Consider the following 17,338-nt stretch of genomic DNA (forward strand, 5'->3'; position numbering starts at 1 on the left):
ACAGTAGCCAACCGCCCTTTCTAACACCTTAAATGACTCCGTCGCACATCCCCCCTCGACAGGAGTCTCCCCATGCTCGTGCAACCCGTCCGTCACCCCGTTTCCAGGCTGCTGCGTGAACCAGAAATCCCCGGTGCCCGTCTACTGGACTCTTCCACTGACGTCTGGGCAATCAACCGTGCCGCCGCCCTGGACAACTTCCCCATCAGCGGGCTCAAGGTCTACGTCCCGGCCTGGTCAAGCATGGGCAAAGGCGACAAGGTCGAGCTGCAGTTCAACGGCCAGGTGGTCAATCAGCACATCATCACCGACGACGCCGAAGTCGGTCAGCGAGTGACCTTGTGGGTCGAGCCCAGGCATTGGCTGACCGGGGCGCACACGCTGGCGTACCGGGTGACCCGTTTCAATCAGGGCGCCGAGACGTTTACGCCGGCGCTCAAGCTCTACGCCAAGCTGGAGATTCCTGCGGGCCAGGACCTTAACCCGGAAGAAGGCAGCCACTCGAACCTGTACCTGTTCATCGATCCGGCCATCGTCGAGAACATCGTCGACAAGGAGATCGCCGCGGCCGGGGTGGACATCATCATTCGGGCCGAGTCCGGGACCGGCGTGCCTTATCCGGATGCGGCGGTGGGCGATGTCATGGTGCTGAGCTGGGGCGGTGTGCTCGTGGAATCCGCGCCGCTGACTGCCGAGCAGATCAGCGACCCGGCCACTCACCCGATCGTGATCCACGTCGACGAAGCCACCATCCTGGCCGCGGGCGACACCGACATCTCCGGGCTGGCGGTCACCTTCCGCGTGCGCGATGTGGTGCACAATTTTTCGGAAGACTGGTGCAAGGCCACGCGGCTGGTGGTCATGACCGGCGTCGATTTTCTGGACGCACCGGTCGTCCAGGAGGCCGTGAACAACGTTCTCGACCTCGATGCGCTGGGCGAAGATGACATCACGGGCGAGGTCTGGGCCAAAGCGCCGGCGTTCGAGCAGGACGACCGCATCATCCTGAAGATGCGCGGCACCACCGTGGACAACGAGGCCGTGGAAGTCATCGCGCCGGCCCAGACGGTCGACAACCTGCCGCATACTTACAAAGTCATCCTGTCCAACGCCGACGTGCGCCAACTGGCCAAAACCCAGGTGACTTTTTCCTATCGCGTAGAGCGCCCGGGCGTGACCGACCCCCTGCCGTCCAAGGGGCAATTTGTCACCTTCATCGGCGAACCGAAACACCTGGCCGCGCCCAAGGCCGAAGATGAACAAAACGGCGCGATTGATCCGGACCTGCCTTACCCCCGCGTGCGGATTCCGTTCGATCCGATCATGCAGCAGGGCATGGCCATCGACCTCATCTGGGCCGGCACCCGCCCGGATACCGGCAGCTACACCCCTGAGCTGGATTGGTATTTTCCAACCTGGGAAGAGATCGAAGCCCAGCAAGATTTCTTCATCGCGGTGGACGGCAGGCACCTGAAAACCCTGGAAGGCGGCACGCTGGAGCTGTCGTACTACCTGCTCCGCGAAGGCCCGAACGGTGAAGTCATCCGCCGCGAATCGCTGCATGCGGCGCTGCTACAGGTGGGCGAGCCGCAACTCGAACTGGTCAAACCCATCGTCCTCGGTGAACAGGACGGAGCGCTGGAGCCCGGGGACCTGCCCGGCGGCATCGGCAAACTGACCGCGCCAAGGCCGACCGTCAAACCGACCCAATCCGGTGACATCGTGACCTACACCTGGACGGGTGAAGTCACGGGTACCACGGAAGACTCCGTCACCCTCAACGGGCTGTCCAAAGACAAGGATGTGAATTTCACCCTCAACGCCACGTTTGTCGCCGAACACATCGAGCCGAATCGCGGCAAGAAGGTGACGGTGAGTTACCGGATCTGGCGGGCGGCGACGAACGAGACGAGTTATTCGAATGTGCTGGAATTTGGGGTTGGCCAGGCGATTGGCTCAGGCAACCTGAAGGTCATGGGGGCGCGCTTCAATTGCCATTCGTATGGGCATATAGGCGCTTCTCGTGTATTGAGCGCGTTCGATGCCACTACCGAGCAACCCATAGAGGCGCAGTGGAAATATGCCACAGACACTGAGTGGACAACTGCCACCACCTGGACCGATACAACGCCACAGGAACCTTTACAGGTTCGTTCCTCCGACAAACAGATCACCCTCAATCCGGCAAATATTATCGGCAACGGACACTCCTTCGTCGCGCATCGTGACGGGGGTGACGTGATCGCTTGGGGCAACGCTGATCGGGGTGGGACGATTCCCCCGGCCATTATCCCCCTGAAAGACATTGTTGAAGTCAGTAGCACTTACTCCGCTTACGCTGCCCGCCGAACCCATGGAGCGGTGGTGGTGTGGGGGGCCGCAAGTAGTGGTGGGGACATGGGCAGTGTTGTGCCTTCGGACTTTGTTCGGGTTGTTGGTAACTCAGCGGCGTTTGCCGGTTTAAAGAATGCGAATCAGGTGGTTGCCTGGGGGTATGACATTGGGGGCGGCGCTGTGCCTACTGCAATCGCGGCACTCAGGGACATTGTGCGGATCGTTGTCAGTGGCTTCGCATTTGCCGCGCAACGGACCACCGGGCAGGTGGTGGCTTGGGGGGATCCCCATCGGGGTGGAAACCTGCCGACGGACATTGCCCTGCTTACCGATATCAACATGATCGTCGGTGCCAATCAGGCCTTTGCGGCCCTTCGCGCCAACGGCCGTCTCGTCGCTTGGGGCAGGGGCGAGTTTGGTGGAGACCTGCCAGCACCGATTGCTGCATTGAACGATATCATCGAGCTGCGTTGTAATGATGACGCGTTTATAGCGAAGCGCGCTACAGGCCAATGGGTGGCTTGGGGCCAACCATCAAGTGGTGGCACTATCAGCCCAGAGTTCGCGGAATTGAAGGATATTGTCGACGTGAGCTCGACAGCATCAGCATTCGCTGCTCGTCGTGCCAACGGCCATGTAGTGGCGTGGGGAGACGGAAAAATGGGCGGCGGGGTGCCTGCCGACATCGCGCTGCTGAACGACATTGTGCAAGTGGCCGGCACGGGGGAAGCGTTCGCAGCCTTGCGTAAGAATGGTACCGTCGTAGCTTGGGGCAAGCCGGGTATGGGGGGGGATACGTCAGCGGTTGAGGACCAACTGATCAATGTACAAGCCTTATACTCCAGCTACGAGGCGTTCGCCGCCCTGACCTCCGATGGTCGCGTTGTAACCTGGGGTAACCCGGGACAAGGAGGCGACAGCAGTGCAGTGCAAGACCAGTTGGTCGGTCAGGTTTCCTATCAGGTAAGTGCAGTTTCGCGTGGAGTGAGTGTTTAAGGGACGGATCGATTGACTACATTAAAAAGGGGACAGATCTATTTATCTGTCCGCTGTGCCGCGAAGCGGCCCCAGGAAAATGGGACCGCTGCACAATTCAACGTCAGTTATTCACTCACCGCAGAGCGGCACTTATATGGGCAGATCGATCTTATCCAACACCCGGTTCGCCGTGATCTCCGCCATCATGATGCTGTTGGAAATCCCCAGCAGGGCGTAGCGCGTCTCTCCCTCCAGGTGATCCACCAACTGATGGACCATCACGTCGACCGAGGCGAGTATTTCGACCAGATAAACCGCCAGGGTTTCGGCCGTGGCCTCGGGGTCTACGGAGAACAGAGTGCTGCGTGTGCGTGGGGTGGCTTTGATGTCGGCGTTCGATGGGAAGTGGAAGTCGAGGGCGCGCTCGGCGGCTTCGTTGAGCTTTTTTGAATCGGGTTCGTAGGGGGAGACCGGATCGGTGTCCGGTGGGTTGGGCGTTACTTTGAACATAAGCTAGATCCTGATAAGGAGCGCCACCCATCTTGCGACTAAACGAGAGGGAGGCAGCTATACGCAGGTTAGTCGACCGGGGATCTAGCAACCGGCGCGCCCGAGGGCGCCCTGCGCACAGCTACCATCGAGTGCAGGCAGAAAATGCCTGACTGATAGCGTTTGTGCACGCTAGAAACCACGGGCGACTAAACCCGATCACTGATGAGCAGTGACGGGAATCAAGTTACCGAGCGGCCCCAAGGCGCACAAGCCGGCGGATTCTGGCGCAGCCGTAGGCAACGGCGCAAGGTTTTGTAGCTTTCAGGACGTATCTGCGAGAGTTTTTAAACAGACGCCGTTTCAGGCTTAAACAGACGCGCGCGACAGCATCAATTCATCCACCCAGCTTTGTGGGTTGCACAGATTGAGAGGTCACCGGCACTCCATCTGTGGGTCAAAGCAAAAAACCGCAGGGCCGATTGAGCAAATCTCATCTGTTGGTTCTGCGGTATTTGGGCCGGCCTCATCGCGAGCAGGCTCGCTCCCACAGGGGTATGCGTTCCAGATGTAGGCGCGAGCCTGCTCGCGATGAGGCCAGCCGCCCCGACACATATTTTTGATCGTTCCCATGCTCTGCGTGGGAATACCTCCAGGGACGCTCCGCGTTCCCGCGTTTGAAAGGGACGCAGAGCGTCCCGGGCTGCATTCCCACGCGGACGGTTCGACGCCTCGACGCGGGAACGATCAATGCGGGCCCGGCTCGGTCAGCACCTTCCTGAACGTCTCCACCAGCGGCCGCAAATTGATCCGGTGCCACGCCGCCCACAAGGGCGTGGTAAACGAAATCCACGGCACTTCCCGCAGCACCACACCCGGCGGCGCATTGCGGCTCAAGCCTTTCTGAATCATCGCAATGCCCAGCCCCGACGCCACCAGCCCCAGCGCAGTGAAGGGCTCGGTGGCTTCCATGCGGATGTCCGGGGTGAAACCGGCGCGGATGCAGGCGCTGACGAAGTCTTCGCGGCTGGCGCAGTTCTGTCGGTGTTGCACGCCGATCCATTCCTGATTGGCCAGGTCGGCCGGGGTCAGTGTGGCCTGGTGGGCGAGGGGATGGTGTTCGGGCAGGGCCAGTAGCATCGGGTCGTCCAGCACTTGAAACCCCAGCAGGTCCGGGTCGTCGGCGACGGGCGGTTCACTGACCAGGGCGATATCCAGACTACGCTGGCGCAGGCCTTCGAGTTGTTCGGCGGAACTCAGGTTGTACAACGCAACGTGCACGTTCGGCCGGTCGACGCGCAGCACCCGCAGGGCATTGGGCAGCACGCCAGCGTGCATGGCGTTTTCGATATAGCCGATGCACAGGCCGCCTTCTTCGCCGCGACCGAGGCGTTTGCCCAGGGATTCGAGGCGGCTGGCATGGGTCAGGAGGGCGCGGGTTTCGGCGAGGAAGGTCTGGCCGTCGCGGGTCAGGCGGATGCGCTGCTGGCTGCGCTCGAACAGGGTCAGGCCCAGGCGTTCTTCAAGCTGGGCGATCTGCCGGCTCAAGGGTGATTGGGAGATGTGCAAGCGTTCGGCGGCGCGACCGACGTGTTCTTCTTCGGCGACGGCGACGAAGTAGCGCAATTGGCGGATGTCGATCATGTAAGACCTATAGGGACTCAAGTGCTGCGCATTATGTCTTGGACGGTCCGATCATCGCAATCTAGGATCTGCCCAACGGTCACTCAGCTGACCTCTGAAACTGACGAGGATTTGAACCATGAGCTTGAAAGACAAACTGCCCGGCGCGCTGGGTTTCGGCACGGCCCCGTTGGGCAACATGTTCCGCGCCATTCCTGAAGACGAGGCGCAGGCCACCGTTCACGCGGCCTGGGATGCCGGCGTTCGCTACTTCGACACCGCGCCGTTTTACGGTTCGGGCCTGTCGGAGATTCGCCTGGGTGCTGCACTGGCCCAATACAACCGCGACGACTACGTGCTGAGCAGCAAAGTCGGCCGGGTCATCCTCGATGAAGTCGAAGATGCATCGGCCCGTGACTTGGGCGAAAAGAGCGGGGTGTTCGAACACGGCCGCCCGAACAAAATCGTCAACGACTACAGCGCCGACGCCACAATGCGCTCCATCGAAGACAGCCTCAAGCGCCTGCAAACCGATCGCCTGGACATCGTCTGGGTGCATGACATCGCCCAGGATTTTTACGGCGACCAGTGGCTGGAATACTTCAACCAGGCCCGCACCGGCGCGTTCAAAGTGCTGACTCGTTTGCGTGAAGAAGGCGTGATCAAGGGTTGGGGCCTGGGCGTGAACAAGGTCGAACCTTGCGAGCTGACCCTTGATCTGACCGAAGCCCAACCGGACGGTTTTCTGCTGGCGGGTCGCTACACTCTTCTCGACCACGACCGGGCCTTGCAACGTCTGATGGACGCGGCCTTGGCGCAGAACGTCGAAATCGTGGTCGGCGGCCCCTACAGCTCGGGCATTCTGGCCGGTGGAACCCATTTCGAATACCAGAAAGCCAGCCCGGCGATCGTCGACAAAGTGGAGCAGATCAAACGCATCGCGGCGGCCCACGGTGTCGACATCAAGGCCGCTGCGCTGCAGTTCTCACTGGCTAACCCTGCCGTGGCTGCGGTGATTCCGGGCTCCAGCCGTCCGGACCGGATTGCCGAAGATGTTGCGGCACTGTCGGCCGTGATCCCCGCTGCATTCTGGCAGGCGATGCGTGACGCGAAACTGGTGAGCGAACGCGCGCCATTGCCCCTCTGAGGAGTTTGAGCATGAAAATCGATCTGACTGGAAAACTCGCCATTGTCAGCGGCAGCACCGCCGGCATTGGCCTGGGCATCAGCAAGGCGCTGGCCGAATCCGGCGCCACAGTGGTGGTGATCGGCCGCGAGACGGCCAAGGTCGAGCAGGCGCTGGCGAGCATTCGCCAGAGCGTGCCGGGCGCGCAATTGCGTGGCCTGACCGCTGACCTCGGCACCGCCGACGGTGCCGAAAAGCTGTTCGCCGCCGAACCGCGCACGGACATCCTGGTGAACAACCTCGGGATCTTCAACGAGGTGGATTTTTTCGACACGCCGGACAGCGAGTGGACGCGCTTTTATGAGGTTAACGTGATCTCCGGCGTGCGCCTGTCCCGGCATTACGTGCCGGACATGGTCAAGCAGGGCTGGGGCCGGGTGATTTTCCTGTCCTCGGAATCCGGGATCGCCATCCCCGCCGACATGCTTAATTATGGCGTGACCAAAAGCGCCAACCTCGCGGTGTCCCACGGCCTGGCCAAGCGGCTGGCGGGCACTGGCGTGACGGTCAATGCGATCCTGCCCGGCCCGACATTGACCGATGGCCTGGAGCAGATGCTCAAGGAGGCAACCGCCGAATCGGGGCGTAGTGTCCGGGAAGAAGCCGATGCGTTTGTGCGCAAGGCCCGGCCGACCTCGATCATCCAGCGTGTGGCGAATGTCGAAGAAGTCGCGAACCTGGTGGCCTACATCGCCTCGCCGCTATCCTCGGCCACGACGGGCGCGGCATTGCGGGTCGACGGCGGTGTCGTCGACAGCATGGCCATCTGAATTTATTGATTGAGAGAGAGGATTACATGGCAAAGGCATCAGCATTTATCGACATTCCGGCTTCGGCCGATGAGGTGTGGCAATTGATTGGCGGTTTCGACACGCTGCCGGACTGGCTGCCGTTTATCCCGAAAAGCGAACTGAGTGAAGGCGGGCGGGTGCGCAGCCTGCAAACGGCGGATGGGGCGAAGGTAGTTGAGCGGTTGGAGACGTTTGATAACACCGGGAAGACTTACAGCTACTCGATTTTGCATGCACCGTTTCCGGCGACCGAGTACCTGGCGACGATCAAGGTCGAGGCTCAGGGGCAGGGGGCTCGGGTGACATGGTCGGGTCGCTTTACGCCCGACGGTGTCAGTGAAACAGAGGTTGAGGCGTTGTTTGCCGGGATCTATCAGGGCGGTCTTGAAGCCCTGCGGGCGAACTACCCAGCCTGAAAACACCATAAATCCCCTGTAGGAGTGAGCCTGCTCGCGATGACGTCTTCAGCTTCAACATAGAGATTGACTGATAGACCGCTATCGCGAGCAGGCTCACTCCTACAGGGGGATGTGTTCGTTCAGGGAGACCGGGTCAGGTCTGGGGAATCAGATCGTGGCCGCAATCGAGCACCAACCGCGCACCGCCCAGTTCACTGGTGCCCACTTCAAGCGCAAACCCATGCAGGCTGACAATCGCCGCGACGATCGAAAGCCCCAACCCGAACCCGCTTTTCTGATTCCCACTCTCGGCACGGTAAAAGCGCTGGAACACCGCTTCGCGTTCGCTTTCCGGGATACCCGGCCCTGAGTCGAGCACTTCGATTCGCGTGTGCCCAGCGTCATTGACCCCGCGCAAAATCACCTCGCCACCGGGCGGGGTAAATTTGATCGAGTTGCTCAGCAGGTTCGCCACGGCTTCAAACAACAGCGCCCGATCGCCGTTCAACATTGGCAGTGACGCAGGCAATTGCAGCTTGAACAGCAGCTCGCCTTCCTCCGCCAGCGGCAGGTAAAAATCATGCAGCTCCTGCAACAACGGCACCGGATCCAGCTGTACAAAACCGGAACGCCGCTGGCGGTCCTCCAGTTCGGAAATCCGCAGCAATCCACGAAACCGCGCCATCAAGGTATCGGCTTCACCGAGCACCGAGTCCAGCTGCACGGCCAGCGTCGAGCCGTCATCCGCCTGCTGCTGGATTCGATACAGCTGCGCCCGCAAGCGTGTCAGCGGTGTGCGCAGGTCATGGGCGATGTTGTCGCACACGCCCTTGACCTCGTTCATCAAGCGTTCGATGCGTTCGAGCATGGCGTTGACGATGGCCGCGAGCATGTCCAGCTCATCGCGGCGATTGGACAGTGGCAAACGCCGGGTCAGGTCGCCGGCGACGATGGCCTCGGCGCTGGCCTGAATTGCACGAATCCGCCGCAGCGGACGCCGCCTCAACAGGTGCCAACCGGCGATGCCGGGCAAAATGGTCAGCGTCACGCCCCAGAGCAACGCGTGCAGAATGATCCGGGTCACGGCAAACAACGAACCGTTATCGCGAACCAGCACCAGCCAGCGACCGTCCTTGGTCTGGGTCGCGACCGCGTCGCAACTGTCGGTGGGCAGGCTGGGGTCGTCAGACTCGGCGCAGTCGCCGAGCATGTGGATCTTGCCATCCAGCGGCAAGCCTTCGGGCATGTGCCGCAGGGCACCGCTGAGGTAACGGTGCTGCGAATCGAACAGGCCGTAGGCGTCGATGCCGCGAATGTCGAAGGTCATGCTGACGGCGAGGGCGTCGGCCAATTGTTCGCCTTGAAAGTGCGAAAACAGGTGCTGGCGCTGCATCAGCGAGTGTTTGGCCAGATTGTCCAGGTACGCGGACACCTCGTAGTACATGACCCCCATCAGAATCCCGCTCCAGATCACGAACAGTGAACTGTAGAGCGCGAGCAAGCGGCTGCTGGATGAGCGCCAGCCGTTAGAGGGGTTCAGCAATGACATAACCCGAGCCTCGCACGGTCCGAATCAGTGGGACTTTGCCAGGCGGGTCGATCTTCTTGCGCAGCCGGCCGATGTGCACATCGATGAGGTTGGTGCCGGGGTCGAAGTGATACCCCCAGACTTCTTCGAAAATCATCATCCGCGACAGAATCTGCCCGGTGTTGCGCATCAGGAATTCCAGCAACTTGTACTCGGTGGGCAACAGCGTCAGCAGTTGATCGTCGCGGCTGGCTTCGTGGCTGATCAGGTTCAGCTCAAGATCGGCCACCCGCAGCGTGGTTGCCTGGGCCGTGACCGTGTTCTGGCGACGCAACAGGACTTCAACCCGGGCGGCCATTTCATCGGTGGCAAACGGCTTGGTCAGGTAATCGTCCCCGCCGGCGCGCAAGCCGCGCACTCGTTCATCGACGTCGGAGAGGGCGCTGATCATCAGGATCGGCGTGGCCACGCCCATGGTCCGCAGCGTGGTGACAATGGCCAGGCCATCGAGCTCCGGCAACATGCGGTCGAGGGTGATCAGGTCGTAGTTGCCGCTGACCGCACGTTCCAGGCCTTCGCGGCCGTTGTTGACCCAATCGACGTCGAGGCCGTGGCTACTGAGTTCGGCGACGATTTCCCGGGCGGTCACGGCGTCGTCTTCGATGGTCAAGATGCGGGTCATGGGGCCTGCCTGATTAGAGGTGCTCAACATAGAGCGGCATTTTGCCAAGAAATGACCGCCGGCTTTCTAAATAAAACTTCATGCGAGCTCGCTTTTGATCAATGCATAAAACCCGCTGCTATCCAGCCATCCTTGCAAAATGCAACGGGATTGGAAGTTCAAAATTTATAAATCATTGAAATAAAACGATTTATTTAAAGTTGGCGACTGGCACGGTGACTGCACTTCCTTCTTCGAAGAGTTGTAACACCATCTTTCTGCCTGGAGCGATAAAACAATGAATAGATCCTCTGATGGTTTCTATCCCGCCTACGAAGAATCAAGCACGCTATCGGGTGTGTCCTGGGGCGCGATCTTTGCCGGTGCCGCTGCAGCGGCGGCGTTGTCGCTGATTCTGGTGCTGCTGGGATTTGGTCTGGGATTCTCGGCTGTTTCACCCTGGGCCAATGAAGGCGTGAGTGCCAAAGGCCTGGGGATCTCGACGATCATCTGGCTGGCCGCTACGCAAATCGTCGCATCCGGACTCGGTGGCTATATTGCCGGTCGCTTGCGGGTGAAGTGGGCCAACATGCACGGCGATGAAGTCTATTTCCGTGACACAGCCCATGGCTTCCTGGCCTGGTGCGTGGCCACGCTGGTCACCGCGACACTGGTCGTCGGTTCGGTCAGCAGCATTGTCAGCGGCGGCGTGCAAGCCGGGGCGAGTGTGGTCGGTGGCGCTGCCAGCGTTGCGACTCAGGCGGCGGGCACCGCGGCGGGTAATACCGACAGTGACCAGTACGGCTATTTCGTTGACAGTCTGTTCCGCGATGATCGTCCGGCTGCCGTCAGCGATGACGCCGCCCGCAGCACCGTGACTCGCATCTTCGTTCGCTCCCTGAGCAATGACGGTCAGCTGTCCGCCGAAGACCGGACTTACCTGGCGCAATTGGTCGCCCAGCGCACCAACCTGACCCAGGCCGATGCCGAACGCCGTGTCGATGAAGTCTACGCCCGCACCCAGAAAGCCGTGGCCGACGCCAAGCTCGCTGCGCAACAAGCGGCTGACACTGCCGCCAAAGTCGCTGCCTGGACCTCGCTGTGGATGTTCATTGCACTGCTGATCGGTGCGTTTTTTGCCAGCCTTGCCGCGACCTTCGGCGGCCGTCGTCGGGATGCCGTGGTGTATCTGGAAACCGACACCTACGTGACCACCACTTCCGTGCCACCTGTTCGCTAACCCAGGAGAATTACCATGCGCTCATTACTACTGTTTTTTCTTGGCGTGCCCATCCCGATCATCATCCTGATCGCCCTGTTCATGCATTGATTGACTGAGGCTCATGCCTCTGCCGCTTCCGCCTCGGGTGGAAGCGGCGTTTTGCTTTCTGGCGGCCAATAAAGCGAAGATGCCCCACTGTGGGAGCGAGCCTGCTCGCGATAGCGGACTTTCAGTCGATGAGGATGTCGCCTGATGCACCGCTTTCGCGAGCAGGCTCGCTCCCACCTTTATTTTGCATTGACTCAAGAAGGGGAGAAGTACGTTGGACAAAAAGGAAATCAAGCGGCAACTGGTGGCGATGCTCGACGCCGGGCGCTCCAAAACCGAGACGTTCAAGGCGTTCTCCGGTGGGGCGGTCAAGGATCGGGTGCTGGCTTACTGGATTGGCGCCCGGCCCGATCCGGCACTGCGGGAAAAGCATTCACGCAAGGTCACCCTTCTGATCGCGCTGACCTGCGTACAGGCCTTGCTGGGTGCGGTGTCCGGGTTTTACCTGGGCGCGATGATCGGTTCTGGTGCGGTCGTGTTTTTCACCCTGTTTGCGGTGTTGGTACCGCTGGCGTTTGCCTGGGGCTTCTACAAAAACGTGGCACAGGCCTACACCATTTACGTGATTCTGACCGTCAGCCAGATTTCGCGGATGTTCAAGGGATATGAAGAAGACCCGGTGATGACCGTGGTCGGCGTCGTTATCACCCTGGGCATGGTGTTCTTCGTCGCCTTGGTAAAAAACCTGTTGTTCCCGGACCTGGGCTTCGTGGGATCGAAAAAGGTCAAGGGTCAGTACGTTTTCTCTAACTGATCGGCAGGCTGGGGGGGCGGAGTCTTTCACTGGCCTGGATCAATATTCTCTTCTGCGATATCTCCTACCGTAAAAGATCCAAGCCCCTTCTGTGGCTTCGACTACATTGCTTTGACGCGCACCCTGTTGCGCTGTCGAAGTACCGGTGCGAGCCTTTTACCGAGTCGTTGGCCCGCAAGGTTTAGTGCAGCAAGGAGCTGTGGAACCTCACCTGAACTCTCATGGAAGAACATCGCAATGCCTCGCCTAGACAGAATGTTTGATATCCAGCCGCTACCGCGCGCGGATATGACTGTGCATATCAACGGCCAACCGGTCAGCGCCGCCCTCGGTGAAACCGTCCTCTCGGTCATTCAATCCCTTGGCCTGCGCCAGGTGGCCCGTAACGATCACGACCAAATCAGCGGCGCCTATTGCGGCATGGGCGTGTGCCAATGCTGCCTGGTGAAAATCAATGGTCGGCACAAACGTCGCGCCTGTCAGACCGTGGTGCGTGACGGCATGCGGGTCGAAACCCAAGTCAACCGCATCGTTGAGCAGGAGGGTGTATGAGCCTGCTTCCAGTGATCGTCGGCGGTGGGCCGGCAGGGATGGCGGCGGCCATTGAACTGGCCCGGCACGGCGTGCGTTGCACGTTGCTTGAAGAAGCTTCGCGGCTGGGCGGGGTGGTCTATCGCGGACCGTTGCGCGATGGCGTGCAACTGGACTATCTGGGGCCGCGGTACTCGGAGGCGCTGGCCACCTTGCATGGCGAGTTCCAGGCGCACGCAGCGCTGATGGAGGTGCGCCTGAATCACCGCGTGATCGGTGCCGAAGGCACGCGCGCGTTGGTGGTGCTGGACAGCGAGGAGCAGTTACAGAAAGTCGACTACCCGCAATTGCTGCTCGCCGCCGGTTGCCATGAACGCAGCGTGCCGTTCCCTGGCTGGACCTTGCCCGGGGTGATCCTGCTGGGCGGCCTGCAATTGCAGATCAAGAGCGGGGTGGTCAAGCCTCAAGGCCCCGTGGTGATTGCCGGCACCGGCCCTTTATTGCCGTTGGTGGCCTGTCAGCTGCACGCGTGCGGTGTGACCGTCGCGGGTGTTTACGAGGCCAGCGCGTTCGGCAAGATCGCTCGGGAAAGCCTGTCACTGCTGAACAAGCCGCAGTTGTTCCTCGATGGCTTGAGCATGCTCGCGTTCCTCAAGCTGCATGGCATCCCCATGCATTACGGCTGGGGCGTGGTGGCGGCGCAGGGCGAAGGAGAGCTGAATGCCGTGACCGTGGCGCCATATTCCAGCACCTGGGTGCCGGACCTGACCCGTGCCGAGCAGATTGCTGCGCAAACGCTGGCGGTTGGCTACGGTTTTATCCCGCGCACCCAACTCAGTCAGCAGATGGGTCTGAACCACGGGTACAGCGACGACGGTTATCTGCGTGCCAGTGCCAATATCTGGCAGCAAAGCAGCGAGCCTCACGTGCACCTGGCCGGTGACATGGGCGGCATTCGCGGTGGCGAAGCGGCGATGCTCGCGGGACGGATTGCGGCCACATCGATCCTGCTGCAACGGGACGTGCTGGACGCGGAACTGGCCCTGGTACGGCGCAATCGCTATTTGTCGAAACTCAAGGCCATCGTGCGCTTTCGCGCGGCGGTCGACCGATACACCGAGCGCGGCGCCGGGCAAACCGCGCTGCCGGCCGCCGATACGGTGATTTGCCGTTGCGAACACGCGACCCGCGCCGACATCGACCGGGCACTGGAGCAAGGCGTGCAAGACCTGGCCAGCCTGAAAATGCGCACCCGAGTGAGCATGGGCGATTGTCAGGGGCGGATGTGCGTCGGCTATTGCACCGACCGGTTGCGCGAAGTCACCGGTCGGCAGGACGTGGGTTGGTTGCGGCCGCGTTTCCCTATCGATCCGATTCCCTTTTCTGCGTTCCACTCAGTCGGCACGGAGGCCGCGAATCATGAGTAAGTCCTATGACGTGGTCATCGCTGGTGGCGGTGTGATCGGGGCGTCCTGCGCCTATCAGTTATCCAAGCGCAAAAACCTCAAAGTCGCCTTGATCGACTGCAAGCGCCCGGGCAACGCTACCCGCGCGTCAGCCGGTGGCTTGTGGGCGATTGGCGAGTCGGTAGGACTGGGCTGCGGGGTAATTTTCTTTCGCATGATGTCAGCCAACCGCAAGCGTGAAGCCCAGGGTTCGGCGGTGGTGGTGGATTCCAGCACGCCGCACATCCTGCCGCAGTCGTTCTTCGATTTCGCCTTGCAGTCCAACGCGATGTACCCGGCACTGCACCGCGAGTTGAAAGACCGTCACGGGATGGATTTCAAGTTCGAAAAGACCGGCCTGAAATTCGTGATCTACGACGAGGAAGACCGACTCTACGCCGAACACATCGTAGCCTGCATTCCCCATTTGGCCGATCAGGTGCGCTGGCTCGACCAGGCGGCGCTGCGCGCGGCCGAGCCGAGTGTCAGCCATGAGGCGAGCGGGGCGCTGGAATTTCTCTGCGACCATCAAGTCAGTCCATTCCGACTGGCCGATGCCTACACCGAAGGTGCCCGACAGAACGGCGTGGACCTGTATTTCAACACCAACGTCACCGGGGTTTTGCACCAGGGTTCTCGCGTCAGCGGTGTGCAGACGGCCGAAGCCGGAGTGTTTCACTGCAGCACGCTGATCAACGCAGCGGGTGCCTGGGCGGCGGATTTGAGTGAGCAGGCCACCGGTATCCGGATTCCGGTGAAACCGGTGAAGGGGCAGATTCTGCTGACCGAACGCCTGCCGAAAATCCTCAACGGTTGCCTGACCACCAGCGATTGTTATGTGGCGCAGAAAGACAACGGCGAGATCCTGATTGGCAGCACGACGGAGGATAAAGGCTTCGACGTGACCACCACCTACCCGGAAATTGCCGGGCTGGTGCAGGGGGCGGTGCGCTGTCTTCCCGAGCTGGCGGATGTGAATCTCAAGCGGACCTGGGCGGGGCTGCGGCCGGGGTCGCCGGATGAGTTGCCGATTCTCGGGCCGATGAACGGGGTGGAGGGTTATCTGAATGCCTGTGGGCATTTCCGCACGGGGATTCTGACGTCGGCGATTACCGGGGTGCTGCTGGATAAACTGGTTAACAACGAACCGCTGCCGCTGGATATCACACCGTTTTTGGCGGATCGGTTTGCCGAGGAGCGCGTTGGGTTGAAGAAGTTGGCCTGACATTACACCGCGTTATCGTTCTTCGCGGGCAAGCCTCGCTCCTACAGGTCTGGTGTCCTTGTAGGAGCGAGGCTTGCCCGCGAAAGCGGCATAAGACTCACCCAATGACTCAAGCCTTGCCCGCTTCCCGCTCCTCCATCTGATCCGCCTCAAACAACCGCGCCAGTTCCGCCCGAGCTTCCTGGGCGGTCTGCAGCACCTTCGCGGCATCGTCATAAACCGCATGCTGAGCCTCCAGCACCTGTTCATCGTGATGCTTGAAGCGCTTGATCCGCGCATCGGCCTGCGCCTGGGTCAGCCCCAGTCCGACCAGGGTGCGACGGCTCATTTCCAGGCTCGAATAATAGGTTTCACGAATCGCCTCGGCGCCCAGGTCCACCAGCCGGTGCACGTGCTGACGGTTACGGGCCCGGGCGATGATCTTGATGTGCGGATAGAGCTTGTGCACCACCTCGGCGGTCTTGATGTTGGTGTCCGGGTCATCGGTGGCGATGACAAAGTACTCCGCCTGCTCGACCTTGGCCGCGCTGAGGATTTCCGGGCGCATCGGGTCGCCGTAGAACACCGGCACGCCGCCGAAGCTGCGGGACAGCTCGATGGTTTCCACGGACGTGTCCAGCGCCACGAACTTGATGTTTTGTGCCCGCAGAATCCGCGCCACGATCTGCCCCATCCGGCCCATGCCGGCGATCACCACACGCGGTGCGTCGGTGTCGATGTCGCGGAATTTCTCCGGCACCACCACAGGCTGCACCTTCGGCGAATACAGGCGGGCGCACAGCAGCAACAGCAGCGGCGTGACCGCCATGGACAGGGTGATCGTCAGCACCAGCAAGTCGTACAGACGCGCCTCGAACAACCCCTGGTCGCGGCCAATCTTGAACACCACAAACGCGAATTCACCACCGGCAGCGAGCACGATGCCGAGGCGAATCGCACTGACCCTGCCCAAGCCGCCGGCCAATCGGCCCACCACAAACAGCAGCGGCAGTTTGATTGCGATCAGCAACAGGGTCAGGCCCAACACCGTGATTGGCGCGCTGAGCAGCAGGCTCAGGTTGGCGCCCATGCCGACGCTGATGAAAAACAGGCCCAGCAACAGGCCCTTGAACGGTTCGATCTGCGCTTCCAGTTCGTGACGGTATTCAGAGTCCGCCAGCAGCAACCCGGCGAGGAACGCCCCAAGCGCCATCGACACGCCGACCAGGTCCATCAGCCACGCCGTGCCGATCACCACCAGCAACGCGGTGGCGGTAGACACCTCGGGCAAACCGGTCTTGGCCACCACGCGAAACACCGGACGCAGCAGATACCGCCCGCCGATCACCACCACCGCGATGCTGCCCAACACCCGCAAACCGTGATTCAAATCCTCAGTCGCCGTGGTGGTGTGATCACCGCCCGCCAGCAGCGGCACCATGGCAATCAAGGGGATCGCGGCAATGTCCTGGAACAGCAGAATCGCGAACGCCAAACGCCCGTGAGGGCTGGTCAGTTCCTTGCGCTCGGCCAGGCTTTGCAGGCCAAACGCGGTAGATGACAACGCCAACCCCAAGCCGAGGACGATGGCGCTGTTCAACGGCTGGCCAAAGACAAACAGCGCCAGCACGCCGATCACCGAACCGGTCAACAGCACCTGTGCCAGGCCCACGCCAAAGACCGATTTACGCATCACCCACAAGCGACGCGGCGACAATTCCAGGCCGATGATGAACAGCAGCAGCACCACGCCGAGTTCGGAGATGTGACTGACGCTTTGTGGATTGCCGATTAATCCCAGCACAGATGGACCGATGATGACACCGGCAAACAGATAACCCAGCACAGCCCCCAATTGCAGGCGTTTGGCCAAGGGCACGGTGAGCACCGCGGCGAACAGGAACACAACGGCGGCTTGTAAAAGGTTGCCTTCATGGGGCATGACAAAACTCCAGCTACTCGGTACGGCGGGGGCGACAGGATAAAGGTTGGGACTTCACACGTCAGCAAAGAGCGGGAGTCATGCTGTTACAACTTGCATCAATTGGTTACATTCATAGGATAAGCTGATCAATCTGTCCGTCCC

The 17,338-nt window shown here is 60.9% G+C and carries 14 protein-coding genes; 9 read left to right on the forward strand and 5 right to left on the reverse strand.

The window, feature by feature from the left end; all coding sequences use genetic code 11:
* The first annotated feature begins 72 nt into the window (after positions 1 to 72).
* On the forward strand, positions 73 to 3,330 hold the full coding sequence (locus BLU63_RS24750) for an RCC1 domain-containing protein (RefSeq protein ID WP_083376490.1): 3,258 nt from the start codon (positions 73 to 75) through the stop codon (positions 3,328 to 3,330).
* Positions 3,331 to 3,462: 132 nt separating this feature from the next.
* Here BLU63_RS24750 and BLU63_RS24755 read toward each other — a convergent pair whose 3' ends face one another.
* Complete coding sequence (locus BLU63_RS24755; protein ID WP_083376491.1) at positions 3,463 to 3,822, reverse strand: DUF6124 family protein; 360 nt, start codon at positions 3,820 to 3,822, stop codon at positions 3,463 to 3,465.
* A gap of 726 nt (positions 3,823 to 4,548) precedes the next feature.
* Entirely contained in the window at positions 4,549 to 5,445 is an 897-nt protein-coding gene (locus BLU63_RS24760) for a LysR substrate-binding domain-containing protein (RefSeq protein ID WP_083376492.1), read from the reverse strand.
* Between the two features lie 118 nt (positions 5,446 to 5,563).
* Here BLU63_RS24760 and BLU63_RS24765 point away from each other — a divergent pair, with 118 nt between their 5' ends.
* Genes BLU63_RS24765 through BLU63_RS24775 form a run of 3 tightly spaced genes read left to right on the forward strand, consistent with a single transcriptional unit; the run spans position 5,564 to position 7,817 of the window.
* Complete coding sequence (locus tag BLU63_RS24765; RefSeq protein ID WP_010455225.1) at positions 5,564 to 6,571, forward strand: aldo/keto reductase; 1,008 nt, start codon at positions 5,564 to 5,566, stop codon at positions 6,569 to 6,571.
* An 11-nt stretch (positions 6,572 to 6,582) separates the two neighbouring features.
* Positions 6,583 to 7,380 (forward strand): SDR family NAD(P)-dependent oxidoreductase, encoded by a 798-nt coding sequence (locus tag BLU63_RS24770; RefSeq protein ID WP_010455223.1) that lies wholly within the window; start codon positions 6,583 to 6,585, stop codon positions 7,378 to 7,380.
* A 26-nt stretch (positions 7,381 to 7,406) separates the two neighbouring features.
* A complete protein-coding gene (locus tag BLU63_RS24775) occupies positions 7,407 to 7,817 on the forward strand; it encodes an SRPBCC family protein (RefSeq protein ID WP_083376493.1) in 411 nt (136 codons plus the stop codon).
* 136 nt (positions 7,818 to 7,953) lie between these two features.
* Here BLU63_RS24775 and BLU63_RS24780 read toward each other — a convergent pair whose 3' ends face one another.
* Together BLU63_RS24780 and BLU63_RS24785 are read right to left on the reverse strand one after the other, a co-directional pair.
* Positions 7,954 to 9,348, reverse strand: a complete 1,395-nt coding sequence (locus tag BLU63_RS24780; protein WP_077749319.1) for a sensor histidine kinase — start codon at positions 9,346 to 9,348, stop codon at positions 7,954 to 7,956.
* Positions 9,326 to 10,009: a response regulator transcription factor gene (locus BLU63_RS24785; protein ID WP_010455216.1), complete on the reverse strand. Its 684-nt coding sequence runs from the start codon at positions 10,007 to 10,009 to the stop codon at positions 9,326 to 9,328. The genes BLU63_RS24780 and BLU63_RS24785 overlap by 23 nt, the downstream gene beginning before the upstream one ends.
* A gap of 277 nt (positions 10,010 to 10,286) precedes the next feature.
* Between BLU63_RS24785 and BLU63_RS24790 the strand changes: the two genes are divergently transcribed.
* From BLU63_RS24790 to hcnC, 5 genes are all read left to right on the forward strand, one after another.
* Entirely contained in the window at positions 10,287 to 11,228 is a 942-nt protein-coding gene (locus BLU63_RS24790) for a hypothetical protein (protein ID WP_010455215.1), read from the forward strand.
* 304 nt (positions 11,229 to 11,532) lie between these two features.
* Positions 11,533 to 12,072 carry a hypothetical protein gene (locus tag BLU63_RS24795; RefSeq protein ID WP_010455213.1) on the forward strand — a complete coding sequence of 180 codons (540 nt, stop codon included), beginning with the start codon at positions 11,533 to 11,535 and terminating at the stop codon, positions 12,070 to 12,072.
* A 237-nt stretch (positions 12,073 to 12,309) separates the two neighbouring features.
* Positions 12,310 to 12,624 carry a cyanide-forming glycine dehydrogenase subunit HcnA gene (hcnA, locus tag BLU63_RS24800; RefSeq protein ID WP_010455211.1) on the forward strand — a complete coding sequence of 105 codons (315 nt, stop codon included), beginning with the start codon at positions 12,310 to 12,312 and terminating at the stop codon, positions 12,622 to 12,624.
* Positions 12,621 to 14,030: a cyanide-forming glycine dehydrogenase subunit HcnB gene (gene hcnB / locus BLU63_RS24805; RefSeq protein ID WP_083376494.1), complete on the forward strand. Its 1,410-nt coding sequence runs from the start codon at positions 12,621 to 12,623 to the stop codon at positions 14,028 to 14,030. Before hcnA ends, hcnB begins: the two co-directional genes overlap by 4 nt.
* The gene (hcnC, locus tag BLU63_RS24810) at positions 14,023 to 15,273 is read left to right on the forward strand and encodes a cyanide-forming glycine dehydrogenase subunit HcnC (RefSeq protein WP_083376495.1); all 1,251 of its coding nucleotides are present in this window, start codon (positions 14,023 to 14,025) and stop codon (positions 15,271 to 15,273) included. Before hcnB ends, hcnC begins: the two co-directional genes overlap by 8 nt.
* Positions 15,274 to 15,382: 109 nt before the next feature.
* On the opposite strand, the gene BLU63_RS24815 is transcribed toward hcnC, so the two are convergent.
* Complete coding sequence (locus BLU63_RS24815; protein ID WP_010455204.1) at positions 15,383 to 17,194, reverse strand: monovalent cation:proton antiporter-2 (CPA2) family protein; 1,812 nt, start codon at positions 17,192 to 17,194, stop codon at positions 15,383 to 15,385.
* Between the last annotated feature and the right edge of the window lie 144 nt (positions 17,195 to 17,338).

The organism is Pseudomonas mandelii, assembly GCF_900106065.1.
In the GTDB taxonomy this organism is placed as follows: Bacteria; Pseudomonadota; Gammaproteobacteria; order Pseudomonadales; family Pseudomonadaceae; genus Aquipseudomonas; species Aquipseudomonas mandelii.